The 20156-nt window shown below is 66.0% G+C and carries 19 protein-coding genes; 9 read left to right on the top strand and 10 right to left on the bottom strand.

From position 1 onward, the window contains the following. Positions 1 to 136 precede the first annotated feature (136 nt). The 7 genes from K4G67_RS03925 (at position 137) to ribA (ending at position 6451) form a co-directional block, all read left to right on the top strand. Positions 137 to 2323, top strand: coding sequence for a M13 family metallopeptidase (locus tag K4G67_RS03925; RefSeq protein ID WP_239805066.1), 2187 nt, complete (start codon positions 137 to 139; stop codon positions 2321 to 2323). Positions 2324 to 2494: 171 nt separating this feature from the next. Beyond that, a complete protein-coding gene (locus K4G67_RS03920) occupies positions 2495 to 2746 on the top strand; it encodes a GlsB/YeaQ/YmgE family stress response membrane protein (RefSeq protein WP_239805065.1) in 252 nt (83 codons plus the stop codon). A 105-nt stretch (positions 2747 to 2851) separates the two neighbouring features. Next, complete coding sequence (locus K4G67_RS03915; protein WP_202082727.1) at positions 2852 to 3166, top strand: hypothetical protein; 315 nt, start codon at positions 2852 to 2854, stop codon at positions 3164 to 3166. A 186-nt stretch (positions 3167 to 3352) separates the two neighbouring features. Beyond that, entirely contained in the window at positions 3353 to 3520 is a 168-nt protein-coding gene (gene rpmG / locus K4G67_RS03910) for a 50S ribosomal protein L33 (protein WP_066764720.1), read from the top strand. 93 nt (positions 3521 to 3613) lie between these two features. Beyond that, positions 3614 to 4270, top strand: a complete 657-nt coding sequence (locus K4G67_RS03905) for a LolA family protein (RefSeq protein WP_239805064.1) — start codon at positions 3614 to 3616, stop codon at positions 4268 to 4270. Positions 4271 to 4565: 295 nt separating this feature from the next. Beyond that, complete coding sequence (gene xth, locus K4G67_RS03900; protein WP_239805063.1) at positions 4566 to 5360, top strand: exodeoxyribonuclease III; 795 nt, start codon at positions 4566 to 4568, stop codon at positions 5358 to 5360. An 11-nt stretch (positions 5361 to 5371) separates the two neighbouring features. Further along, the gene (gene ribA / locus K4G67_RS03895) at positions 5372 to 6451 is read left to right on the top strand and encodes a GTP cyclohydrolase II (RefSeq protein WP_239805062.1); all 1080 of its coding nucleotides are present in this window, start codon (positions 5372 to 5374) and stop codon (positions 6449 to 6451) included. Between the two features lie 6 nt (positions 6452 to 6457). On the opposite strand, the gene recQ is transcribed toward ribA, so the two are convergent. From recQ to K4G67_RS03870, 5 genes are read right to left on the bottom strand one after another with little or no spacing between them, the layout of a single operon-like run. Then, on the bottom strand, positions 6458 to 8239 hold the full coding sequence (gene recQ / locus K4G67_RS03890) for a DNA helicase RecQ (protein ID WP_239805061.1): 1782 nt from the start codon (positions 8237 to 8239) through the stop codon (positions 6458 to 6460). 5 nt (positions 8240 to 8244) lie between these two features. Continuing rightward, complete coding sequence (gene metH / locus K4G67_RS03885) at positions 8245 to 10872, bottom strand: methionine synthase (RefSeq protein WP_239805060.1); 2628 nt, start codon at positions 10870 to 10872, stop codon at positions 8245 to 8247. A gap of 18 nt (positions 10873 to 10890) precedes the next feature. Beyond that, on the bottom strand, positions 10891 to 11952 hold the full coding sequence (locus tag K4G67_RS03880) for a homocysteine S-methyltransferase family protein (RefSeq protein WP_239805059.1): 1062 nt from the start codon (positions 11950 to 11952) through the stop codon (positions 10891 to 10893). Beyond that, a complete protein-coding gene (gene metF / locus K4G67_RS03875) occupies positions 11949 to 12896 on the bottom strand; it encodes a methylenetetrahydrofolate reductase [NAD(P)H] (RefSeq protein WP_239805058.1) in 948 nt (315 codons plus the stop codon). Before metF ends, K4G67_RS03880 begins: the two co-directional genes overlap by 4 nt. Beyond that, entirely contained in the window at positions 12893 to 13945 is a 1053-nt protein-coding gene (locus tag K4G67_RS03870; protein WP_239805057.1) for an ArsR/SmtB family transcription factor, read from the bottom strand. The genes metF and K4G67_RS03870 overlap by 4 nt, the downstream gene beginning before the upstream one ends. A 108-nt stretch (positions 13946 to 14053) precedes the next feature. Between K4G67_RS03870 and K4G67_RS03865 the strand changes: the two genes are divergently transcribed. Continuing rightward, positions 14054 to 14365, top strand: coding sequence for a hypothetical protein (locus K4G67_RS03865; RefSeq protein WP_239805056.1), 312 nt, complete (start codon positions 14054 to 14056; stop codon positions 14363 to 14365). A 10-nt stretch (positions 14366 to 14375) separates the two neighbouring features. Next, on the top strand, positions 14376 to 14582 hold the full coding sequence (locus tag K4G67_RS03860; RefSeq protein WP_239805055.1) for a hypothetical protein: 207 nt from the start codon (positions 14376 to 14378) through the stop codon (positions 14580 to 14582). On the opposite strand, the gene arfB is transcribed toward K4G67_RS03860, so the two are convergent. Genes arfB through K4G67_RS03835 form a run of 5 tightly spaced genes read right to left on the bottom strand, consistent with a single transcriptional unit; the run spans position 14579 to position 20156 of the window. After that, complete coding sequence (arfB, locus tag K4G67_RS03855) at positions 14579 to 14995, bottom strand: alternative ribosome rescue aminoacyl-tRNA hydrolase ArfB (RefSeq protein ID WP_202082746.1); 417 nt, start codon at positions 14993 to 14995, stop codon at positions 14579 to 14581. The two genes, K4G67_RS03860 and arfB, sit on opposite strands and share 4 nt — an antisense overlap. Then, positions 14992 to 15690: an RluA family pseudouridine synthase gene (locus K4G67_RS03850; RefSeq protein ID WP_239805054.1), complete on the bottom strand. Its 699-nt coding sequence runs from the start codon at positions 15688 to 15690 to the stop codon at positions 14992 to 14994. Before K4G67_RS03850 ends, arfB begins: the two co-directional genes overlap by 4 nt. Further along, the gene (locus K4G67_RS03845) at positions 15687 to 16898 is read right to left on the bottom strand and encodes a pyridoxal phosphate-dependent aminotransferase (protein WP_239805053.1); all 1212 of its coding nucleotides are present in this window, start codon (positions 16896 to 16898) and stop codon (positions 15687 to 15689) included. The genes K4G67_RS03850 and K4G67_RS03845 overlap by 4 nt, the downstream gene beginning before the upstream one ends. Next, positions 16895 to 18676, bottom strand: a complete 1782-nt coding sequence (pabB, locus tag K4G67_RS03840; RefSeq protein WP_239805052.1) for an aminodeoxychorismate synthase component I — start codon at positions 18674 to 18676, stop codon at positions 16895 to 16897. Before pabB ends, K4G67_RS03845 begins: the two co-directional genes overlap by 4 nt. A 55-nt stretch (positions 18677 to 18731) precedes the next feature. After that, positions 18732 to 20156 (bottom strand): sensor histidine kinase, encoded by a 1425-nt coding sequence (locus tag K4G67_RS03835; protein WP_239805051.1) that lies wholly within the window; start codon positions 20154 to 20156, stop codon positions 18732 to 18734.

Genomic DNA, 20156 nt, shown 5'->3' with positions numbered 1-20156 from the left:
TTCCGCGCCTGTTAAAGGTAGCATTTGAAACCGGATTTCGCCGGCCGGCGCATCATGCGCCGCGTCCGGCACAGGGCGTTTGCCCAATGCAACGCAGGGCTTTCGCCCGATGAAAGAGGATCGAATCTTCATGAGAATGTCAAAACTCGCACTGTCCCTGTCCGCCGCCGCGGCCGCGCTGACCGCGCATGTGCCGGCGTTTGCCCACGGGACCGACGGCCACGACCATGCGAATGGCCACGGCGCCCACGCGCATGTCATGCAGGATGCCGCGACGGGCGAAGGGGCGGCCGACGATACGCCGACGATGAATTTCGGCAGCTGGGGCATCGACCCGAGCCAGATCGACACCACCATCGATCCGGGCGACGATTTCTACGCCTACATGAATCGCAAATGGATGCAGGCGAACACGATTCCCTCGGATCGTTCGCGCTTCGGCTCGTTCGACCTGCTCGCCGTGCAGGCGGAGAAGGACCTGCGCACGATCGTCACCGACATGGCGGCGCAGGGCGGCTCGCTCGACACGCCGGAGGGGCGCGTGGCGGCGGCCTATGCGGCCTATCTCGATACCGACACGATCAATGCGAAGGGGCTGGCGCCTGCGCGCCCCTATCTCGACGCGATCTATGGCGCGGGCGATCTTGCGGGGCTGATGCGGCTGTTCGGGACGCCGGGCTATCCCGCGCCGCTGGGCCTTGGTGTCACGACCGATTCCAAGAACCCGGATCAGTATATTCCCATCCTCGCCGTGGGCGGGCAGGGGCTTCCCGATCGCGATTACTACCTCAAGGATACCGAGAAGAACCTCGAAATCCGGGCGAAATATCGCGAATATCTGACCTTCCTCGCAAGCCAGCTTGGCTATGCGGACCCCGGCGCCACCGCCGATGCGGTCTATGCGCTGGAACGCCGGTTCGCGATGGCGGACTGGAACAATGCGTTGTCGCGCAACCGCAACCTGACCTATAACCGCCTGTCGCGCGACGAGTTGATGGCGCTGGCGGGCGATGCGCCGCTGGCCGCGATGCTGGATGCATCGGGCATCGACACGGATCAGTTCTGGGTCTATCACGTGACGCCCACGGCGGAGGAAATCGCGCAATACGGTCTCACCGATGCCGATCTGGCGAAACTTGGCGGCGGGGTGGAGCAGCAGCTCGAAATCCTGTCCGAAACCGACATGGCGACGTTGCAGGCATGGGCCGCGCTCCATCTCATCGACAATCGCGCCTCCGTCCTTCCCGAGGCGATCGACAATGCGAGCTTCGAATTCTACGGCAAGACGCTTCAGGGCACGCCCGAGCAGCAGGCCCGGTGGAAGCGCGCGCTGTCCGCGACCGAGGGGATGATGGGCGAGACGCTCGGCAAGGAATTCGTGTCGCGCCATTTCCCGCCGGAAAACAAGGCGAGCATGGACCAGCTCGTCGCCAACCTGCGCAAGGCGATGGCCGTCAATCTCGAAGATCTCGACTGGATGGGTGCCGAAACGCGCAAGGAAGCGGTGGCCAAGCTCAACGCCTTCACGCCCAAGATTGGTTACCCCGACGAATTCGAGACCTATGACGGCATGGACATCGTGAAGGGCGATGCATTTGCCAATGCGATGGCGTCGGATCGCTGGCACTGGAACGACATGGTGTCGAAGCTGGGGCAGCCGGTCGATCGCGGCGAATGGCACATGACGCCGCAGACGGTGAACGCCTATTACAACCCCACCATGAACGAAATCGTGTTCCCCGCCGCCATCCTGCAGCCGCCGTTCTTCAACGCGGGGGCCGCCGATGCGGTGAACTATGGCGCGATCGGCGCGGTCATCGGCCACGAAATGGGCCATGGCTTCGACGATCAGGGCGCAAAGTCGGATGGTGAGGGCGTGCTGCGCAACTGGTGGACCGAGAAGGATCTCGCCAATTTCGAGGCGCTGACCTCCTCGCTTACCGAGCAGTACAATGCGTTCTGCCCGTTCGACGATGGCGAAACCTGCGTGAACGGGAGCCTGACGCTGGGCGAGAATATCGGCGATCTGGGCGGGCTGAGCCTTGCCTATCGCGCGTACAAGATGTCGCTGGGCGGAAAGGACGCGCCGGTCATCGACGGGCTCACCGGGGATCAGCGGTTCTTCCTCGCCTGGGCGCAGGTGTGGCGCACGTTGATGCGGGAGGAAGCGGCCCGCACCCGCATGGCCACCGACCCGCACTCGCCGAATCAGTACCGGGTGAACGGCATCGTCCGCAATTTCGACGAATGGTACGAGGCGTTCGGCGTTACGGCGGAGGATGACCTTTATCTGGCGCCGGAGGAGCGCATCCGCATCTGGTAATCCGCGGTTGGGCGCGCGCGTCGTCAAACGTGCGCGCCCTTTGGCGGACATTTGCAAACGCCGTCCGGTTCGCGCCGGACGGCGTTTTTTGTGGGTTGGAGCACACCCGCAGGAACCATGGCGCGCCTTGCCCGGTTGTAGGAGACGAACGTACAATCGAAAGAAACGACGATGGGTATCATAATCGTGATCATCGTCGGTGCCATTCTCGGCTGGCTCGCCAGCATCGTCGTGCGCACCGGCGCCAAGCAGGACGCCGCCCTCAACATGATGGTGGGCGTATCGGGTGCATTGATTCCCGCGCTGCTGTTCGCCGGGCCGGACATCGTCACGCGGTTGACCGCGGCGACCCTGCTTCTGGCCGTGGTCGGGGCGCTGGTGCTGTTGTCGACGGTGTGCATCTTTCGCCACCATCCGGCGTGAGCCGGCTGAGCCGCGCCATCCGGCGCGGGTGGATCAGGAACCGAAACACCGCGCCCGCGCTATAGAGACAAAGCCCATCTCCCTATTTGCCCCGGAGCCTTTCCCATGACCACTACCCCCGCCCAGATCGCCACCGGCAAGCGCGACATGGAAGATGTCGTCGTCGGACGGTTTCGCTCGATGGGCGCCACCAACCCTGCCACCGCCGTCGATATCGTGCCGGCCGACCCGGTCGAGGCGGACCGTTTCGACCGGCTGCGTGCGCAGGGCGTGATTCGCGGGTCGGGCGGCGGCTTTTTCCTCGACGAATCGGCGCTCGCCGAATTGCGGACACAGCGCAAGGGCGCGCTTTACGGCGGGCTTGGCGGGGTGGCCGTGATCGGCGGATTGCTGACCTGGCTGCTGCGCCGCGGGCGTTGAGCCTTACCAAAGCTTGACTTATCGACCGGCCTGCCGCAAAGGCGCAGGCATTCGGGGCGGCGCTGAGATACAGTGCCGCCTCGCCTGCTTTATCCGACGCGAATCGGATGGCGGGGCATTTATCGAAGACCGAAACTGAGCGTATCCGGGCCGACCGGCGCGCGAAGCAATTTTTAGGATAGCGCCATGGCGAAGCCCGCAACCGTCAAGATCCGGCTGGTTTCCACCGCCGACACCGGCTTTTTCTACGTCACGAAGAAAAACCCGCGCAACATGACCGAAAAGATGGTTCAGCGTAAGTATGACCCGGTCGTGCGCAAGCATGTCGAGTTCAAGGAAGCCAAGATCAAGTGATCGCGGCTTTCCCGCAATAGTTGCGGGAACGCATGTCCTCTGCATGGTTTTCGGTTCACGGCGCGTTCAATGCCGCAATGTGAAAAGACCGATATGATGACCATGAAAACAAAACTCTCCGGGATCGCTCGTGCCATGGGTGCGGGCGCTCTCATGCTTTCGGTGCCTGCCACGGTTGCCGTGACCCCCGCGGTCGCCGCGACCGGCGATCTCGACCGGGCGGTGTCGGCCCTGCGCGCGATACAGACGATGCAGGCCGATTTCACGCAGGTGGGCCGCGGCGGACAGAGCGTCGGCGGGACGATGACCCTGAAACGTCCGGGCAAGATCCGGTTTCAGTATCAGAAGGGCGTCCCCATGCTGATCGTGTCGGACGGGTCGCGTCTGACCATGCTCGACTACGAAGTTCGCCAGAAGCAGGTGTGGCCCGTCGCCAACAGCCCGCTTGGCGCGCTGCTCGATCCCGGCAAGGATGTCGCGCGTTACGGGCAGATCATGCCGAGCGGCAATCCCAACGTCACCAGCGTCAAGGTGAAGGATCCCAAGCACCCCGAATATGGCGCGATCACGCTGATCTTTCGCAAGAAGTCGGGCGCGCCGGGCGGCATGGAGCTCGCCAGCTGGGTCGCGGTCGATGCGCAGAACAACGTGACGAAGGTGTTTCTCGACAATCACCGTTACGGCATGGCGGTTAGCGATTCGATGTTCCGGTACAAGGACGTCACCCCCGCCGCGCGCCGGGGCCGTTAAAAATAGGTCCGGAAACGGCGACAATCCGTGTCTCGCTGGCGCCGGGCCGAAAAGATCGGAATTTTTGTTCAGCAATCCGACAGCGAATTCCCCCTAGAACGGCAAAGACAAGACGGGCGGTCCACCGGGTTTCCCCCCTGTTGCCCAGGTCCGCCGGATCGTCTTGGCAAAGCGTGACGAACGCGAAAAGGAACCCTCGTCCCATTGCCCCCGGGACGAGGGTTTTTTGCTGTTTCCCGTCATTGTGCGGTCCTGTGAACTGGACATTGCGCGCGACCGCCCTATGGCCGTGCGCATGGTAAAGATCGCCACATGGAACATCAATTCGGTGCGCCTTCGCATCGACCAGGTCACCCGTTTCCTGAAGGAAGAGCAGCCCGACGTGCTGTGTCTTCAGGAGATCAAGGTCGCCGAGAATCTCTTCCCCCATGCCCCGTTCGAGGAATTGGGCTATACCCACCGTGCCGTGCATGGTCAGAAGGGCTATCACGGCGTCGCCACGATCAGCCGCCTGCCCTTGCGCGAATTGTCGCGCCACGACTGGCAGGACAATGGCGAGGCGCGCCATCTCGGCGTGGAGGTCGGCGGCGCGGCAAAGGGGATGCTGCTCGAAAATGTCTATATCCCGGCGGGCGGGGATGTCCCCGACCGGGCGGTGAACGACAAGTTCGGGCAGAAGCTCGATTTCCTCGAACGCATGGCGCGCTGGGCCGAAACGGTCGATCGGCCGAGCATGATCGTCGGCGATTTCAATATCGCACCGCTGGAACATGACGTGTGGAGCAGCAAGTCGCTGCAGAAGGTCGTGTCGCACACCCCGGTCGAGCGCGAGGCGCTGGCCCGGTTCAAGGATGCGCATGGATGGGTCGACATCGGGCGCGAGCATGTGCCGCACGATGAAAAAAGCTACAGCTGGTGGTCCTATCGCAATCGCGACTGGAAAAAATCGAACCGGGGCCGGCGGCTCGACCATATGTGGGCGTCCCCCGAACTGGCGAAGCAGGCGACCGGGCACGAGGTCCACCTGGCCTGCCGGGACTGGGAACGGCCGTCGGATCATATCCCGCTCGTCACCCGCTTCGAATTGTGAGAGCCTGAACCATGAACGGCACCGCGTCATCCCGGCGGGCGGGGCAGGCGATCGACGCATTGCGCCACGGCTGGCCGATCCGGATCGAGGACAGGGTCACGCTGCTGCCGGCCGAAACCGGCTATGATGCAGGGGCGACCTCCCGGCTGCTGCTGATCTCTGCGGCGCGGGCGGTCACGTTGAAACTCGCGAATCAGAAGGACGCGGCGGCGCCCGATGCGCCCGCGCTCATCCGCGCGGCGGAACCGTTCGCGCTGCGCGATGCGCGCGAGCTGGCCGACCCGGCGCGCGACCTCGCCAATCCGCTGGCCGGTCCGTTTCGGGCGCAGCCTCTGGATTGGGAGGAGATCGCGGTCGCGGCGATGACGCTGGCGCGGATCGCGGGCTTGCTGCCGGCTTTCATGGTGGATCCCGCGATCCCGGGCGAAGACCTGTGTGACGAGGCCGTGCCCGTGTCGCTCGCCGATCTCGTGCAGTTTCAGGACAGCGCCCGGCTCACCGTGCAGGCCCGCGCCGCCTTGCCGACCGAGGCGGCGGACCATGCCGAGATCGTGGCCTTTCGCGCGCCGGACGACCTGCGCGAACATGTCGCACTCGTCATCGGGCGGCAGGGGGACGGGCGCTTACCGCTCGTCCGGCTGCATTCCGAATGCCTGACCGGCGATGTGCTCGGAAGCCTGAAATGCGATTGCGGGCCGCAGCTCGATGCGTCGCTGGCCGCCATGGCGGAGGAGGCGGAAAAGGGCGGCTGGGGCATACTGCTCTACCTGCGGCAGGAAGGGCGCGGCATCGGGCTGATCAACAAGCTGCGCGCCTATCGGCTCCAGGATCAGGGGTTCGATACGGTCGATGCGAACAACCGGCTGGGCCTGCCGACGGAGGCCCGCGATTTTCCGGTCGCGGCGCGCATGCTGCACCTGCTGAACGTCGATGCGGTGCGCTTGATGACGAACAATCCGGCGAAGGTCGCGGCATTGGAGGAGGTCGGCGTCACCGTCACCGAACGCGTGCCGCACCAGTTGCCCGCCAATCCGCACAATGCCCGCTATCTCGATACGAAGCGCGACCGGACGGGGCACCTGCTGCGCTAGGCCGGTTTACTGGAACCGGCGGATCACGTTGAGAAAGGCGGTGCCATAGGCGTCGAGCTTTTTCGCACCCACGCCCGGCAATTGCGACAGTTCGCCCCGGTTGGCGGGTTTCAACCCGGCCATGTCGCGCAGCACCGAATCGTGGAACACCACATAAGGCGGCACGCCTGCCTCCTCGGCCAGTTCGCGGCGGAGCGTGCGCAATTCGTCGAACAGCGGATCGCCCACCGGGTTCAACGCCTGCCCTGCGCCGCGCGCCCGGCGGCCCCGCTCCCGTTTGGGCGGCAGCACGATTTCGAGCGTCTGCTCCCCTTTCAAAAACGGCCTTGCATCGGGGCCGAGCATCAGCCCGCCATGCTCGGTCGGCAGCAACGCGCCGCGCACCTGCAACGCGCGCTGTACGGGTTTCAGGAGCGCGGCTTCCTCCCCCTCGACAATGCCGAAGACCGAAAGGCTGTCATGCGCGTTCTGGCGGCTGCGGTCGCTGGACTGTCCGGTGAGTACGCTTTCGATATAGCCGCCGCCATACATTTGCCGCGTGCGCGCCACGGCGGACAGGTATTTCTGTGCCGTGACCGTCGCATCGACCGACTTGGGCGGGTTCAGGCAATTGTCGCAATTGCCGCAATGCTGCGCCGGGTTTTCACCGAAATGGCGCAGCAAGATCGCGCGGCGGCATCCCCCCGTTTCGACCAGCGCGCCCAGGGCCGACAGCCGCGCCCGCTCGCTTTGCCGGCGGGTTTCGTCGACCTCCATGATGCGTTGATTGGCGCGGGCGAAATCGTCGGCGCCCCAGAACAGATGCGCGGTGGACGGATCGCCGTCGCGCCCTGCGCGGCCGGTTTCCTGGTAATATCCCTCGATGCTCTTGGGAAGACCGGCATGGGCGACGAAGCGCACGTCGGGCTTGTCGATGCCCATGCCGAACGCGACGGTCGCGCACATCACCATGTTTTCCGACGCGACGAAGGCGGCCTGATTGCGGCTGCGCACCTCGGGCGGCATGCCGGCGTGATAGGCGCGCACCTCGCGCCCCGGCGTGGCCAACGATTGCGCCAGCCGTTCGGTCGCGGCGCGGGTCGGTGCATAGACGATGCCCGGTCCCGGCTCCGCGTTCAGCAATTGCTGCAACTGGCGCGTCAGGCTGTCGCGCGGCGTAATGTGATAGCGGATGTTGGGCCGGTCGAAGCCGGCGACGATCATGCCATCCTCGGCAATGCCGAGCTGGGCGAGAATATCCTCCTGCGTGTGTTCGTCCGCCGTCGCGGTCAGCGCAAGCCGCGGCACATCGCCGAATTCGTTCAGCAACGGGCGCAGCAAGCGGTAATCGGGCCGGAAATCATGGCCCCATTCCGATACGCAATGCGCCTCGTCAATGGCGAAGAGGCACACGCGTGCGCTGCGCAGCATGTCACGGAAATAGGGCTGGCTCGCACGTTCGGGCGCGACGTAAAGCAGGTCGAGCGCACCATCGCGAAACCGCGCGATGGTTTCGGCGCGATTGTCATCCGCGCTGGTCAGCGTGGCGGCCCGAATGCCGACCGCTTCGGCGCTGCGCAGCTGATCGTGCATCAGCGCGATGAGCGGGCTCACCACCACGCATGTGCCCTCCAGCATCATCGCGGGCAATTGATAGGTCAGCGACTTGCCCGCGCCCGTCGGCATCACGGCCAGCGTCGATTGCCCGGACAGGACGCGCGACACCACCGCCTCCTGCCGTCCGCGAAACGCGGAAAAGCCGAAGACGTCCTTCAATCGGGCAAGGGCATCGTCAATCGTATGCGGCAATGGGTTCAGTCCAGATTGGGGCGCAGCCAGCGTGTCGCGGTCTCCATATCGACGCCGCGCCGCCGCGCATAGTCTTCAAGCTGATCCGGGCCGACGCGGGCGACGCCGAAATACTGGCTCTCGGGATGGGCGAAGTAGAACCCCGACACGGCCGATGTCGGCAACATCGCCTGGCTTTCGGTCAAAGTGATGCCGGCATTTTCCTGCGCATTCAGAAGGTCGAATAATATCGGCTTCAGGCTATGGTCCGGACAGGCGGGATAGCCGGGCGCGGGACGGATGCCGCGATATTGCTCCTTGATCAGCGCCTCGTTCGTGAACTGCTCACCCGTCGCATAGCCCCAGAGCGTCGTGCGGACATGTTGATGCAGCCGTTCGGCAAACGCCTCGGCAAACCGGTCGGCCAGCGCTTTCAGGAGAATGTCGGAATAATCGTCATGGGCCGCCTTGAACCGGGCGGAATGTTCGTCGATCCCGTGGATACCGACCGCGAAACCGCCGATAAAATCGCCATCCTCGGCAATGAAATCGGCGAGGCAGAAATTCGCCCGGCCCTTGCCACCCGGCCCTTGCGACTTCTTCACCTGTTGGCGCAGGAACGGGAGGCGCGTGCCATCGTCGAGCAGCACATCGTCGCCATCGCGGCGGCAGGGCCAGATATTGCACACCCCCCGCGCGGTGAGCCAGCCTTCCTCGACAATGCGGCGCAGCATGGCCTGCGCATCGTCATACAGCGCGCTGGCGCTGTCGCCGACGATCTCGTCCTCCAGAATGGCGGGGAAATTGCCGGCCAGCTCCCATGCGCGAAAGAACGGGGTCCAGTCGAACGTTTCGATCAGGTCGGACAGGTCCCAATTGTCGAACACGTGGAGGCCGGGCCTTGCCGGCGCGGGCGGCTTTTGCCCCATGTCGGCGGCAAATCCGTTGGCGCGTGCCTCGGCAATGGGGAGGAGCGCGCTCTGCCCCTTGTTGGCGCGGGTCACGCGCACCGCCTCGTAATCGTCCGCGGTCTTTTTGACAAAGGGATCGCGCTGCGTATCGGACAGAAGCTGCGATGCGACGCCGACCGCGCGGCTGGCGTCGAGCACGTGGATCACCGGCCCGTCATAGGCATTGTCGATGCGCAATGCGGTATGCACCTTGCTCGTCGTCGCCCCGCCGATCAGCAGCGGCATGGTCATTTCGGCCCGCTGCATCTCCTCCGCCACCGTCACCATCTCGTCCAGCGAGGGGGTGATGAGGCCCGACAGCCCGATCATGTCCGCGCCGGTTTCCTGCGCCCTGGCGATGATGTCGGGCCAGGGCACCATGACGCCCATGTCGATCACTTCGTAGCCGTTGCATTGCAGGACCACGCCGACGATATTCTTGCCGATATCGTGCACGTCGCCCTTCACCGTCGCCATGATGATGCGGCCCTTCGCCTTGGCGCCTTCTTCCTTCTCCGCCTCGATAAAAGGGATGAGATGGGCGACCGCCTTCTTCATCACGCGGGCCGATTTGACGACCTGGGGCAGGAACATCTTGCCGCTGCCGAACAGATCGCCGACGACGTTCATGCCGTCCATCAACGGCCCCTCGATCACCTCGATCGGGCGGCCGCCGGCCTCGGCGGTGGAGCTACGCATTTCCTCCGTATCGTCGACGATATGTGCGTCGATCCCCTTGACCAGCGCATGTTCGAGCCGTTTCGCCACCGGCCAGCCGCGCCATTCCGCCGCCTGCTTCTCCGCCTCGGGCGATTTGCCCTTGTAGCTTTCGGCGAGCGCGATCAGCCGCTCGGTCGGCGTTTCCTCACCCCGGGCCGGGCGGTTGAGGATCACATCCTCGCACGCCTCGCGCAGGACGGGGTCGATCTGGTCATAGACGTCGAGCTGGCCCGCATTGACGATCGCCATGTCCATGCCCGCGGGGATCGCGTGATAGAGGAAGACCGAGTGCATCGCTCGGCGCACCGTCTCGTTCCCGCGAAAGCTGAAGGAGAGGTTCGACAATCCACCGCTGATGTGCACATGTGGGCAGGCGGCGACGATCTCGCGGGTCGCCTCGATGAAATCGACGCCGTAATTGTCATGCTCCTCGATCCCTGTCGCGACGGCAAACACGTTGGGATCGAAAATGATGTCCTCCGCCGGGAAACCGATCCCGGTCAGCAGGGCATAGGCGCGCTTGCAGATTTCGACCTTGCGCGCCTTCGTATCGGCCTGGCCTTTCTCGTCGAACGCCATGACGACGACCGCCGCGCCATAATCCATACAGATGCGCGCATGGGCGAGAAACGCCTCCTCGCCTTCCTTCATCGAGATGGAATTGACGATGGGCTTGCCGGATACGCATTTCAGCCCGGCCTCGATCACCTCGAACTTGGAGCTGTCGACCATGATCGGCACGCGCGCGATGTCGGGTTCCGCCGCGATCAGTTTGAGGAAGGTGGTCATCGCCTCCACCGCGTCGAGCAGGCCTTCGTCCATGTTGACGTCGATCACCTGCGCGCCGTTTTCGACCTGGCTGCGCGCGACCTCGACCGCGGCGGGATAATCGCCCGCCATGATCAGCTTCTTGAACCGGGCCGAGCCTGTGACATTGGTGCGCTCGCCAATGTTGACGAAACGCGCGCTATTGCTGTTTGACATGTGTTTTCCGCTCGTGGCTCAACCGGCCATCACAAAGGGTTGGAGGCCCGCAAGCCGCATTTTCGTTTCGGGCGTGGGGCGTGTGCGCGGCGTCAGGCCTGCAACCGCCTTCGCCATGGCGGCGATATGCTCGGGACTGGACCCGCAACACCCGCCCAGCACGTTCACCTGCCCGCCATCCGCCCATTCGCGGACGAGGGCGGCGGTCGTGTCGGGCATCTCGTCATATTCGCCAAGCTCGTTCGGCAGGCCCGCATTGGGATAGACCATGATGAGCGTATCGGCGATCTGCGACAATGTCTTCACATGCGGGCGAAGCTGCGTCGCGCCAAAGCTGCAATTCAGCCCGACGGTGAGCGGCCGGGCATGGCGCACCGCGTACCAGAACGCCTCCACCGTATGGCCCGAAAGATTGCGCCCCGAAAGATCGGTCAGCGTCATCGACAGCATGATCGGGATTTCGCGGCTAAGTTTCCGCTCCACCTCGCGCACGGCCATGATCCCGGCCTTGGCGTTCAACGTGTCGAAGATCGTCTCGATCAGGATGAAATCCGCATTCCCGTCGATCAGTGCCTCGACCTGCTGCGCGTAGACAGCGGTGAGATAGTCGAAATCGATCTCCCGAAAACCGGGGTCGTTGACGTCGGGCGACAGGGACAATGTCTTGTTCGTCGGGCCGATCGCGCCGGCGACGAAACGAGGGCGTCCGTCGGCGGCGGCGAATTCGTCCGCGACCCGGCGGGCCAGCATCGCGCTTTGCCGGTTGATTTCGTCGACGAGGTGTTCCGCCGCGTAATCGGCCTGGCTGATGGTGTTCGCGCTGAACGTGTTGGTGCAGGCGATGTCGGCGCCCGCCTCGAAATAGGCGCGGTGGATCGATTCGGGCACGTCGGGGCGGGTGAGGGCGAGGATGTCGTTATTGCCCTTCGCATCCTTCGCGAGGGCGAGATCGCCCATGTAATCCGCCTCGACCAGCTTGCGGTTCTGAATCTGCGTGCCGAAGGCGCCGTCGGTGATGAGGATACGCTTGGCCGCCTCGGCCTCGAAGCTTTTACGGGCGGCGGAGGGGGTGATGCTCATGCGGCCTGCTCCTCCTGCTCGGCAGCGACCGGGCGGCGGCCCAGCAGGTGGCAGATGGAGTAGGACAGGTCCGCACGGTTCAAGGTGTAGAAATGGAAATCGCGCACGCCGCCTGCGTAAAGCCTGCGGCAGAATTCCGCCGCCAGCGTCGCGGCGACCAGCTTGCGCGCGCCGGGCCGTTCGTCCAGCCCTTCGAACAATCCGTCCATCCACGCCGGGATCTGCGCCCCGCACTGCGCGGCGAACTTGCGCGTCTGCGCCACGTTCGACACCGGCAATATGCCGGGGACCAGCGGCGCATCGACGCCGTCCGCCGCGAGCCGGTCCCGGAAATCGAGGAAGCATTCGGGCCGGAAGAAGAATTGCGTGATCGCCCGGTCGGCGCCGGCGTCCAGCTTGCGCTTCAGATTGTCGATATCGCTTTGCGCACTCTGCGCCTCGGGATGGGTCTCGGGGTAGGCGGCGACCGAAATCTCGAACGGGGCGATGGCCTTCAATCCGGCGACGAGATCGGCCGCGCCGGCATAGCCGCCGGGATGCGGTTCGAACCGCCCGCCCGGCGTCGTCGGATCACCGCGCAGCGCGACGATATGACGCACGCCCGCCTCCCAATATTGTTCGGCGACGCGGCGAATGTCGTCCTTGCTCGCCTCCACGCAGGTCAGATGCGCGGCGGCGGGGATGCGCGCCTCCCGGATGATGCGTTCGACCGTCGCATGGGTACGTTCGCGCGTCGATCCGCCCGCGCCATAGGTGACCGACACGAATTCGGGCGTCAGCGGGGCCAGCTTTTCCACCGCGTCCCACAGCTGCGCCTCCATCTTCTCGCTCTTCGGGGGAAAGAATTCGAAGGACACGCCAATATCGCCGGGCAGGCTGGCGAACAGGGGCACGCCATCGGCGGTGATGCAATCGGCAGGGGATGCGGAAACGGGATCGGTCATCGGGACATGGCCTTCGCTGAAAAATCGGAGGTCGGGGTCATCAGGGGCATATCATCGCGAAGCCCCGTCCAGATGCGGACGGTGAGCTCCTTGCCCGGAAGGGTACTGTCGGCCGCAGGGGTATAGCCCGCATGCGTCAAGAGCTGGTGCATCTGCGTATCCGTAAAGCCGAGCCGGGCATGGGCATGGCTTTCGCGCAATTCCTCGTGCCGGTGGGCGGCGAAATCGACGATGGCGATACGCCCGCCGGGCCGGGTGACGCGCGCCGCCTCGGCCAGGACATCCTCCGGCGCTTGCGCATAATGCAGGACGAGATGGAACAAGACCGTGTCGAACCGCGCATCGGGAAAAGGCAGCGCGCGAAAATCCCCCTGCAGCAGGGTCAGTCGCGCCGGGGAAAGATTTTGCAGCCGCGTCCGGGCGAGGCGCAGCATCTCCGGGCTCTTGTCGATGCCTGCGACATGGGCGGCGGCGGGCGCGAACAATTCGGCCATGCGCCCGGTGCCCGTGCCGACGTCGAGCAATTCGCCCAGGCTCGCCCCGTCGCCGGATGCGGCATCGTCCCTGGCGCCGACGCGCAGCAAGCGGGCGAGTTCCGCCTCCACCTCCCGTTCCGCAATGTGCAGGCTGCGCAGCGAATCCCATTCCTCGGCATGACGCTCGAAATAGCGGGCGGCGCTGGCCTCGCGCGCGGTGCGGATCGTGTCGAGGCGTTGGCGGTCGGCTGCGCATTCGGCGGCAAACGCGCTATCCTCGCGCTCCGCCGCGGCGAGGAGCCGGTCCGCCGCCGCGCGCATCGCCGCCGATTCGCCGCGCGCCGCATCGAGCGGATCGTGCAGGCGGCTGCGCAAGAAGACCCAGCTTCCCTCCTTGCGCTTTTCGGCGAGGCCGGCCTCGGTCAATATGCGGACATGGCGCGAAATGCGCGGCTGGCTTTGATCCAGCACCTCGGCCAGCTCGCCCACCGCAAGCTCCATGCGCGACAACAGCCGCAGCAGCCGCAGCCGCGTCGGATCGTCGAGTGCGCGAAGAAGATCGCCGATGGTCATGGCGTCATCATATAAAGGAAGCTTTATATGTTTGCAACGATTGCGGAGACTCAGCGCGCGCATTAGGGGAATTGCGTCACAACCCCCTATCCGTGAAGGATCGAACCCATGAAGAAACTTGTTCTTTTCGCCGGCGTAGCAAGCTTCGCCCTGTCCGCCTGCGGATCGACCGACGATGCCGACGCGCCTGCCGAGGCCGACAATGTCGAGATGCCCGCCGACGAGGTCATGATGGAGCCCGGCATGGGCGAGGATCCCGCCGTCAATCCCGCGATGGCCGACGACATGGCCGGCCCCGAACCGCGCGAGACCCCCGAAACGGTCGAAACCCCCGCCGCCGAAGCCGTCGCCGACGATGCCGCCATGGCCGCCGACGACCTGACCGCCGCGATGAACGAGGATGCGCAGGACGCACAGTAAGGTCCGCGCCATGCGACGCATCCTGCCCGCCGTGACGATCGCCGCGATGCTGGCATCGTGCGGCGGGCAGGACACCACCCCCGATCCCGCCCCGCCGCAGGACGAGGCCGCGTTCCTCGCCGATGCGGCGGCGATGCTGCCCGCCGACGAAACGCAGGATGCCCCGCCCGCCGACCCCGCCTCGGCCGATGAAACCGGCCTCGACGCGCCGGACTAGTCCCAGCCGGTGACGCGCCCGCGTTTCTCCTTGACCGCTCCGCGTTCCTTCTTCTTCTTCAATCGCTGCACCTTGCCGATGCGGTTCACGCGGGTCTTCGCGCGCGTCTTGGGCTGCCGGCGTGCCTCTTCGAGCAAATCGGTCAGCCTCTGGCGCGCATCGCTGCGGTTGGCGTCCTGCGTGCGGTGACGGCGCGCATCGATGAGCAGGTCGCCCGACTGCGTCAGACGGCTTCCCGCCAATTGCTTCAACCGGTGAAAGATCGGCGGCGGCAGGCCGAGCGCATAGATGTTGACCCGCAACTGCACCGCGGTCGCGACCTTGTTCACGTTCTGCCCGCCCGGCCCCGACGCCGTGACGAAGCGTTCCTCGGCCAAAGCGTGGGCGCGGTCGATGATCGATCCGCCGGTCACTCGGCCTCTCGCCGCGCCTCGTCGCGGGGGGGCGGTCCCGGATCGTCAAAGCCAAGATCCGCGAAGGCGCGCGGGAAGGGCGCGCGTGCCGCGATGGCGGGCTTGTTATCGCGCGGCACGGACAGCGCGGCGGCATGCAGCATCGTGCGGCGCGCGCGGGCGTCCGGCCGTCCATAGACCGGATCGCCGAGCAATGCCGCGCCCAGCCCGTGTTGTGCGTGGATGCGGATCTGATGGGTGCGGCCGGTCTCGGGCCGGAACTCGACCAGGCTCAGCCCGTCGCGCACCGCGATCCGGCGCCACCGGGTCAGCGCGGGCTTCCCCTTCTTCGCCGCGATCATGCGCCAGCCGTCCTTCTCGCTGCTGACCTTGCTCAGCGACAGGGCGATCTCGCCCTCCGCCTCGGCCAGTTCGGTGCTCACGATGCCGAGATAGGTCTTCTCCACGATCCGTTCCTCGAACGCGCGGGACAGCCGTTTCAGCGCCTTGGGATTGCGGGCGAGCAGCAGGCAGCCCGACGTATCGGTGTCGAGCCTGTGCACCGGCACCGGTTCCCGCGCGAAGCCCAGCGTCAGCGCGCCGAGCCGGTCCGCGAGCGAGGGCGCGCCATTGCGCGGCCGGTCCACCGGCAGCCCCGCCGGCTTGTCGATGATCAGCGCCTCGGCATCCTCAAACAGGATGGGAATGTCGGTCATAATGCGGCCACGGCCCTTTCCATGCGGGTGAGCGCCTCTGTGAGGCTGTCATCGTCGGCGGCGAAGCTGACCCGGAACCCCTGTATCCCGCAATGCGCCCCGCCAAATGCCGAGGCCGCCACCACCGCGACCCCATGTTCGAGCATGTGCAACGCCAGCGCATTGTCATCGGCGCAACCCTCGCCGATGAGCGGCGCGGCATCGACGAAGCAGTAAAACGCTCCGTCCGGCACCGGGGTCGACAGGCCGGGAATCGCATTGATCGCCTCCACCACCCGGTCGCGCCGCGCCCGGAAAATCGCGCGCCAGTCGGACAGGAAATCCTGCGGCCCTTCGAATGCGGCGACGGCGCCGGCCTGGCTGATCGAGCAGGGATTGCCGCTGCTGTGCGACTGGAGCCGTTCCATCGCACGGATCAGCCAGCCCGGCCCGGTCGCGACGCCGATGCGAAAGCCGGTCATCGCGTGGCTTTTCGACACGCCCGACACGGTGAGGATGCGGTCCGCCAGATCGGGGCGCAGCGCCGCGAGCGCCGCATGCGGCGTATCGCCATAGCGCAGCGGCGCGTAAATATCGTCGCTCATCACCATGATACGCGCGTGCCGGTCCAGCACGTCGGCCAGCGCGCGAAGATCGTCCGCCGTGTACACCGCGCCCGTCGGATTGCCGGGGCTGTTGAGCAGGAGCCAGCGTGTCGCCGGCGTGATCGCGTTCGCAAGCTGCTCTGCCGAAATGCGGAAACCGTCCGCGGCGGTGGTCGGCAACGGCACCACATTTGCGCCCGCGAACCGCGCGATTTCGGGATAGCTCACCCACCATGGCGCGGGAATGAGCACCTCGTCACCCGGATCGATCGTGGCGAGCAGCGCGTGGAAGATCGCCTGTTTCCCGCCCGCGCTCACCGTGACGTCGGCGGGCGTCGCGGCAATGCCGAGATCGCGCGTGAAATGCAGCGCGGCGGCCCGCTTCATCGCCGCGGTGCCGCCGACCGGCGTATATTTGGTGGCGCCTTGATCCAGCGCATCCTTCACCGCCTCCACCACATGGGCCGGGGTAGCGAAATCGGGCTCCCCCACGGAGAGCGACACGATGTCGCGCCCCTCGGACCGCATTGCGGTGGCGCGGTCGGTCATCGCGGTGGTCTGTGACGGGGCGATGCGCGCCAATGCGGCGGAGATCCGGTCCGCCGAACCCTGCGCCTGCGTCATATCAACCGCGCCCGCATCATGCCGCGAAGGGCGTTGCCAATGTGAAAACCGTGCTTCAGATCGTCGAGCGTCAATTCCGCCTCCCGTGCCACCCCTTCGTCGAGCAGTTTCTGCCGCATGACCCCCGGCAAAAGCCCGAGCGATGCAGGCGGGGTCAGCCATGCACCATCGCTTTCAACAAAGATATTGGTGAAGCTCCCCTCGGTCACGCGCCCGTCATGCCGGACGAGGACCGCCTCCTCCGCGCCGAGACCCGCCGCCGCGAACCGCGCCGCATCGTAGAAATCGCGCAGGCTGGTCTTGTACGACAGGCGCCAGTCATCCGCCTCCACCGGCAAGTCGTGGGGCATGCAGGGCACCGGCTGCGTCAGCGGGTCGGGCATGGCGCCCCCCTCCAGCGTCCAGGATCCGTCCTGCGCCAGCATCACGCGCAAACGCGCCGGTTCGCGGTGGGTAAAGCAGAACGCCTGAATGTCGTTGCGAATGGCATGGCGGTCGCAGGCAAAGCCGAGCGCATGCGCACTCTGCTTCAACCGTTCGAGATGGCGTTCGACCATCGGCACACCGATCAGCGGATCGAAATGCATCGTCTCGATCAGGTGGAAAGGCGCCAGATCCGCCGACGCGAAACGCCCCTTCACCAGGCATTCGTCCCATTCGGCCCGCGCGTCGGACCCCGCGGTAATCGCCGAGCCCACGCCCAATATCGCATCGCCGCCGGAATCGAGGCGCAAGGTGCGGATCGCCACGTTGAACGCGGCATCGCCATCGGGGTCGAGCCGCCCGACGGCCCCGCAATACACGCCCCGCGCCGCGTCCTCCTCCCGGTGGATCAGCTCCATCGCGCGGATCTTCGGCGCGCCGGTGATCGAGCCGCAGGGCATGAGCGCGCGCAACACGTCGCCGGCATCGCGGCCCGGCGCCAGGTCCGCGGTGATCGTCGTCACCATCTGATGCACGGTCGGGTAGGTTTCTATGGCGAAGGGGGCGGCGACCCGCACGCTGCCCGGCACGGCGACGCGGCTGATGTCGTTGCGCATCAGGTCGGTGATCATCAGGTTTTCGGCCCGGTCCTTTCCGCTTTGGAAAAGTGCATCGGCGAGCGCGCTGTCCTCCACCGGTGTGGCGCCGCGCGGGCGGGTGCCCTTCATCGGTTTCATCGTGACGGTGCCGTCGATGACCGCAAAGAACAGCTCGGGCGAGAAGGACAGCGTCCAGTCGGTGCCGTCGAACACGATGCCGCCGTGCCCCGCCGCCGCGCGCCCCCGGATCGCGGCATAGATAGCGAGCGGATCGCCGCGCCAGCGCCCCGACAGCGGAAAGGTCAGATTCGCCTGATAGATATCGCCGGCCTCGATCGCGTCGCGCAGCGCGGCGAAACGGCGGGCGTATTCGTCGAATTTGCACGTAGGGCGAAGCGGCGAGAGATGCGTCGGCGGCAATTCGTTTTCCGCAATGCGCGCCGCCAGCCATTGCGGCACGTCGCCCGCAGAAATCGTGTCGCAGCCCTCAAACGAAGCGAGCCAAACAAGCGGCGCATCACCTGCGCGGGTAAGCGGCGCCAGCCGCGGTTCGAGCGCGAGCCCGGCATCGTAGGCGATCTGGCCTGCGACATGGTGCCCGGCGGCAAGCGCCTCGCGCGCGGCGGCAAGCGCCGGTGCGACCTCGTCCCCGCGCCGCGCGACGAACGTCGTCCGCGGCCCGCGATAGAGCCGCGCCGGAGCGGGATTTTCCGCCAGCGGACGCGCATCGTCGAGAAGGATGAAAGCTTCGCTCATGCCGCCCCTGCATGGCGGCTGTCGCTGCGGGCGGCAAGGGCGAAGCGCTCGCGGCCTACACCGGCAGCGACAATTCCGCGCACAAACCCGTCGCCCCGCCATCATCCGCGTCGCGGTTGGCGAGGATGAGCGTGCCCCCGTGCTGCTCCGCGATCGCGCGGGCCAGCGTCAGGCCGAGGCCCGCGCCGCCGGTGCCGCGATTGCGCGACGGATCACCCCGCGCGAACGGCTCCATCATCGCGGAAATCTGGCCGTCGGGAATGCCCGGTCCCCGGTCCATGACGCGCACGATGGCGCGATTGCCGCGCCGTTCCACCGACACGTCGGCGCCGCCGGCATAGCGCACCGCATTCCCGATCAGATTGCGCAGCGCCCGGCGCAGCCATGTCGCGCGCAGCGGGAGCACGATACGCTGCGTCTCGCCCAGCTCGACCGGGTCGCCCATGTCCTCGAACTCTTCCACGACCGATACGACGAGGGCGGACAATTCCGTCGTTTCGAGCGGGTCGGACGGCCGCCCCACCCGGGCGAGCGACAGGATGTCGTCAAGCGTGCGCACGATATCCTCGATCGTGGCGGCCATGCGGGCGCGCTCGTCCTCGTCCTCCACCGATTCGATGCGGACGCGCAGCGCGGCGAGCGGCGTCTTCAGATCGTGGCCGATCGCGCCCAGCATCACGTTCTTTTCATCGAGAAGCGCGCCGATCCGCTGCTCCATCCGGTTATGCGCGATGATCAGCCGGCGCGTGTCGGTCGGGCCGGCGGGCTGCACCCGCGCGTCGGCCGACATCGCGGGGTCGCGCGAAAAATCCTCGACCCTGCCCGTCAACGCCTTCAACGGTCCGGTAATCCGGCGCAGCAGCAATGCGATCGCGCCGACCAGCACGATATAGGTCAGCACCGTCTGTAACAGCAGCAGGCGCACGAAACGCCCGGTGCGCGCAGGCGGAAGATCGCGCGCCACGATCCAGTGGCTGGCACCTGCGGGGCGCATCGCGGCGACGATCACCTGCGACCGGTCGGGCGGCGGGGAGGCGCCGAACCGGCGGCGAAGGAAATTCTGCGCCGGGGGGTCGTCGGCGAGCGGACGTTCGAAGACATCGAGCGCGGTAAAGGCAATGCCCTGCTCGCTCAGCACCTGCGCGAGGCGCTCCTGCAGATTGCCGCGCATGCGGTCCTGCGACGTGCGCGGCGAAACATTGGCCGAAACGAGCCCCATGGAGCGGCGCCCGCCTCTGCCCCGCATGCCGTGCATCGCATCGCGGCGCCCGACGCGCGCGTCGAACGCCTGCGCCCCGATCAGGCGGAAGGCCAGCGTGTGAGCGATCGAATTGTCGGCCCGCGCAACCTCCGCGCGGTAGATGATGACCGCACTGATCGCCTGACCCAAAAGCAGCGCGAGCGCGACCGCGAGCAGCATCTGCCCCTGCAGGCTGCGCGGCAATATCCGGCGCGACAGGATGGACAGCCGGCGGCGCAA

The sequence above is a fragment of the Croceicoccus hydrothermalis genome (assembly GCF_022378335.1).
GTDB lineage: Bacteria > Pseudomonadota > Alphaproteobacteria > Sphingomonadales > Sphingomonadaceae > Croceicoccus > Croceicoccus hydrothermalis.
The sequence above is the reverse complement of the archived record's forward strand: the minus strand, read 5'-3'. Positions and strand labels throughout refer to the sequence as shown.

Coding starts and splice junctions, on each gene's coding strand:
- xth (WP_239805063.1), top strand. CDS start 4,566: ATGGTAAAGATCGCCACATGGAACATCAATTCGGTGCGCCTTCGCATC.
- K4G67_RS03880 (WP_239805059.1), bottom strand. CDS start 11,952: ATGAGCATCACCCCCTCCGCCGCCCGTAAAAGCTTCGAGGCCGAGGCG.
- K4G67_RS03865 (WP_239805056.1), top strand. CDS start 14,054: ATGAAGAAACTTGTTCTTTTCGCCGGCGTAGCAAGCTTCGCCCTGTCC.
- K4G67_RS03860 (WP_239805055.1), top strand. CDS start 14,376: ATGCGACGCATCCTGCCCGCCGTGACGATCGCCGCGATGCTGGCATCG.
- K4G67_RS03925 (WP_239805066.1), top strand. CDS start 137: ATGTCAAAACTCGCACTGTCCCTGTCCGCCGCCGCGGCCGCGCTGACC.
- metF (WP_239805058.1), bottom strand. CDS start 12,896: ATGACCGATCCCGTTTCCGCATCCCCTGCCGATTGCATCACCGCCGAT.
- ribA (WP_239805062.1), top strand. CDS start 5,372: ATGAACGGCACCGCGTCATCCCGGCGGGCGGGGCAGGCGATCGACGCA.
- K4G67_RS03915 (WP_202082727.1), top strand. CDS start 2,852: ATGACCACTACCCCCGCCCAGATCGCCACCGGCAAGCGCGACATGGAA.
- metH (WP_239805060.1), bottom strand. CDS start 10,872: ATGTCAAACAGCAATAGCGCGCGTTTCGTCAACATTGGCGAGCGCACC.
- K4G67_RS03870 (WP_239805057.1), bottom strand. CDS start 13,945: ATGACCATCGGCGATCTTCTTCGCGCACTCGACGATCCGACGCGGCTG.
- K4G67_RS03850 (WP_239805054.1), bottom strand. CDS start 15,690: ATGACCGACATTCCCATCCTGTTTGAGGATGCCGAGGCGCTGATCATC.
- rpmG (WP_066764720.1), top strand. CDS start 3,353: ATGGCGAAGCCCGCAACCGTCAAGATCCGGCTGGTTTCCACCGCCGAC.
- K4G67_RS03905 (WP_239805064.1), top strand. CDS start 3,614: ATGATGACCATGAAAACAAAACTCTCCGGGATCGCTCGTGCCATGGGT.
- K4G67_RS03845 (WP_239805053.1), bottom strand. CDS start 16,898: ATGACGCAGGCGCAGGGTTCGGCGGACCGGATCTCCGCCGCATTGGCG.
- pabB (WP_239805052.1), bottom strand. CDS start 18,676: ATGAGCGAAGCTTTCATCCTTCTCGACGATGCGCGTCCGCTGGCGGAA.
- K4G67_RS03920 (WP_239805065.1), top strand. CDS start 2,495: ATGGGTATCATAATCGTGATCATCGTCGGTGCCATTCTCGGCTGGCTC.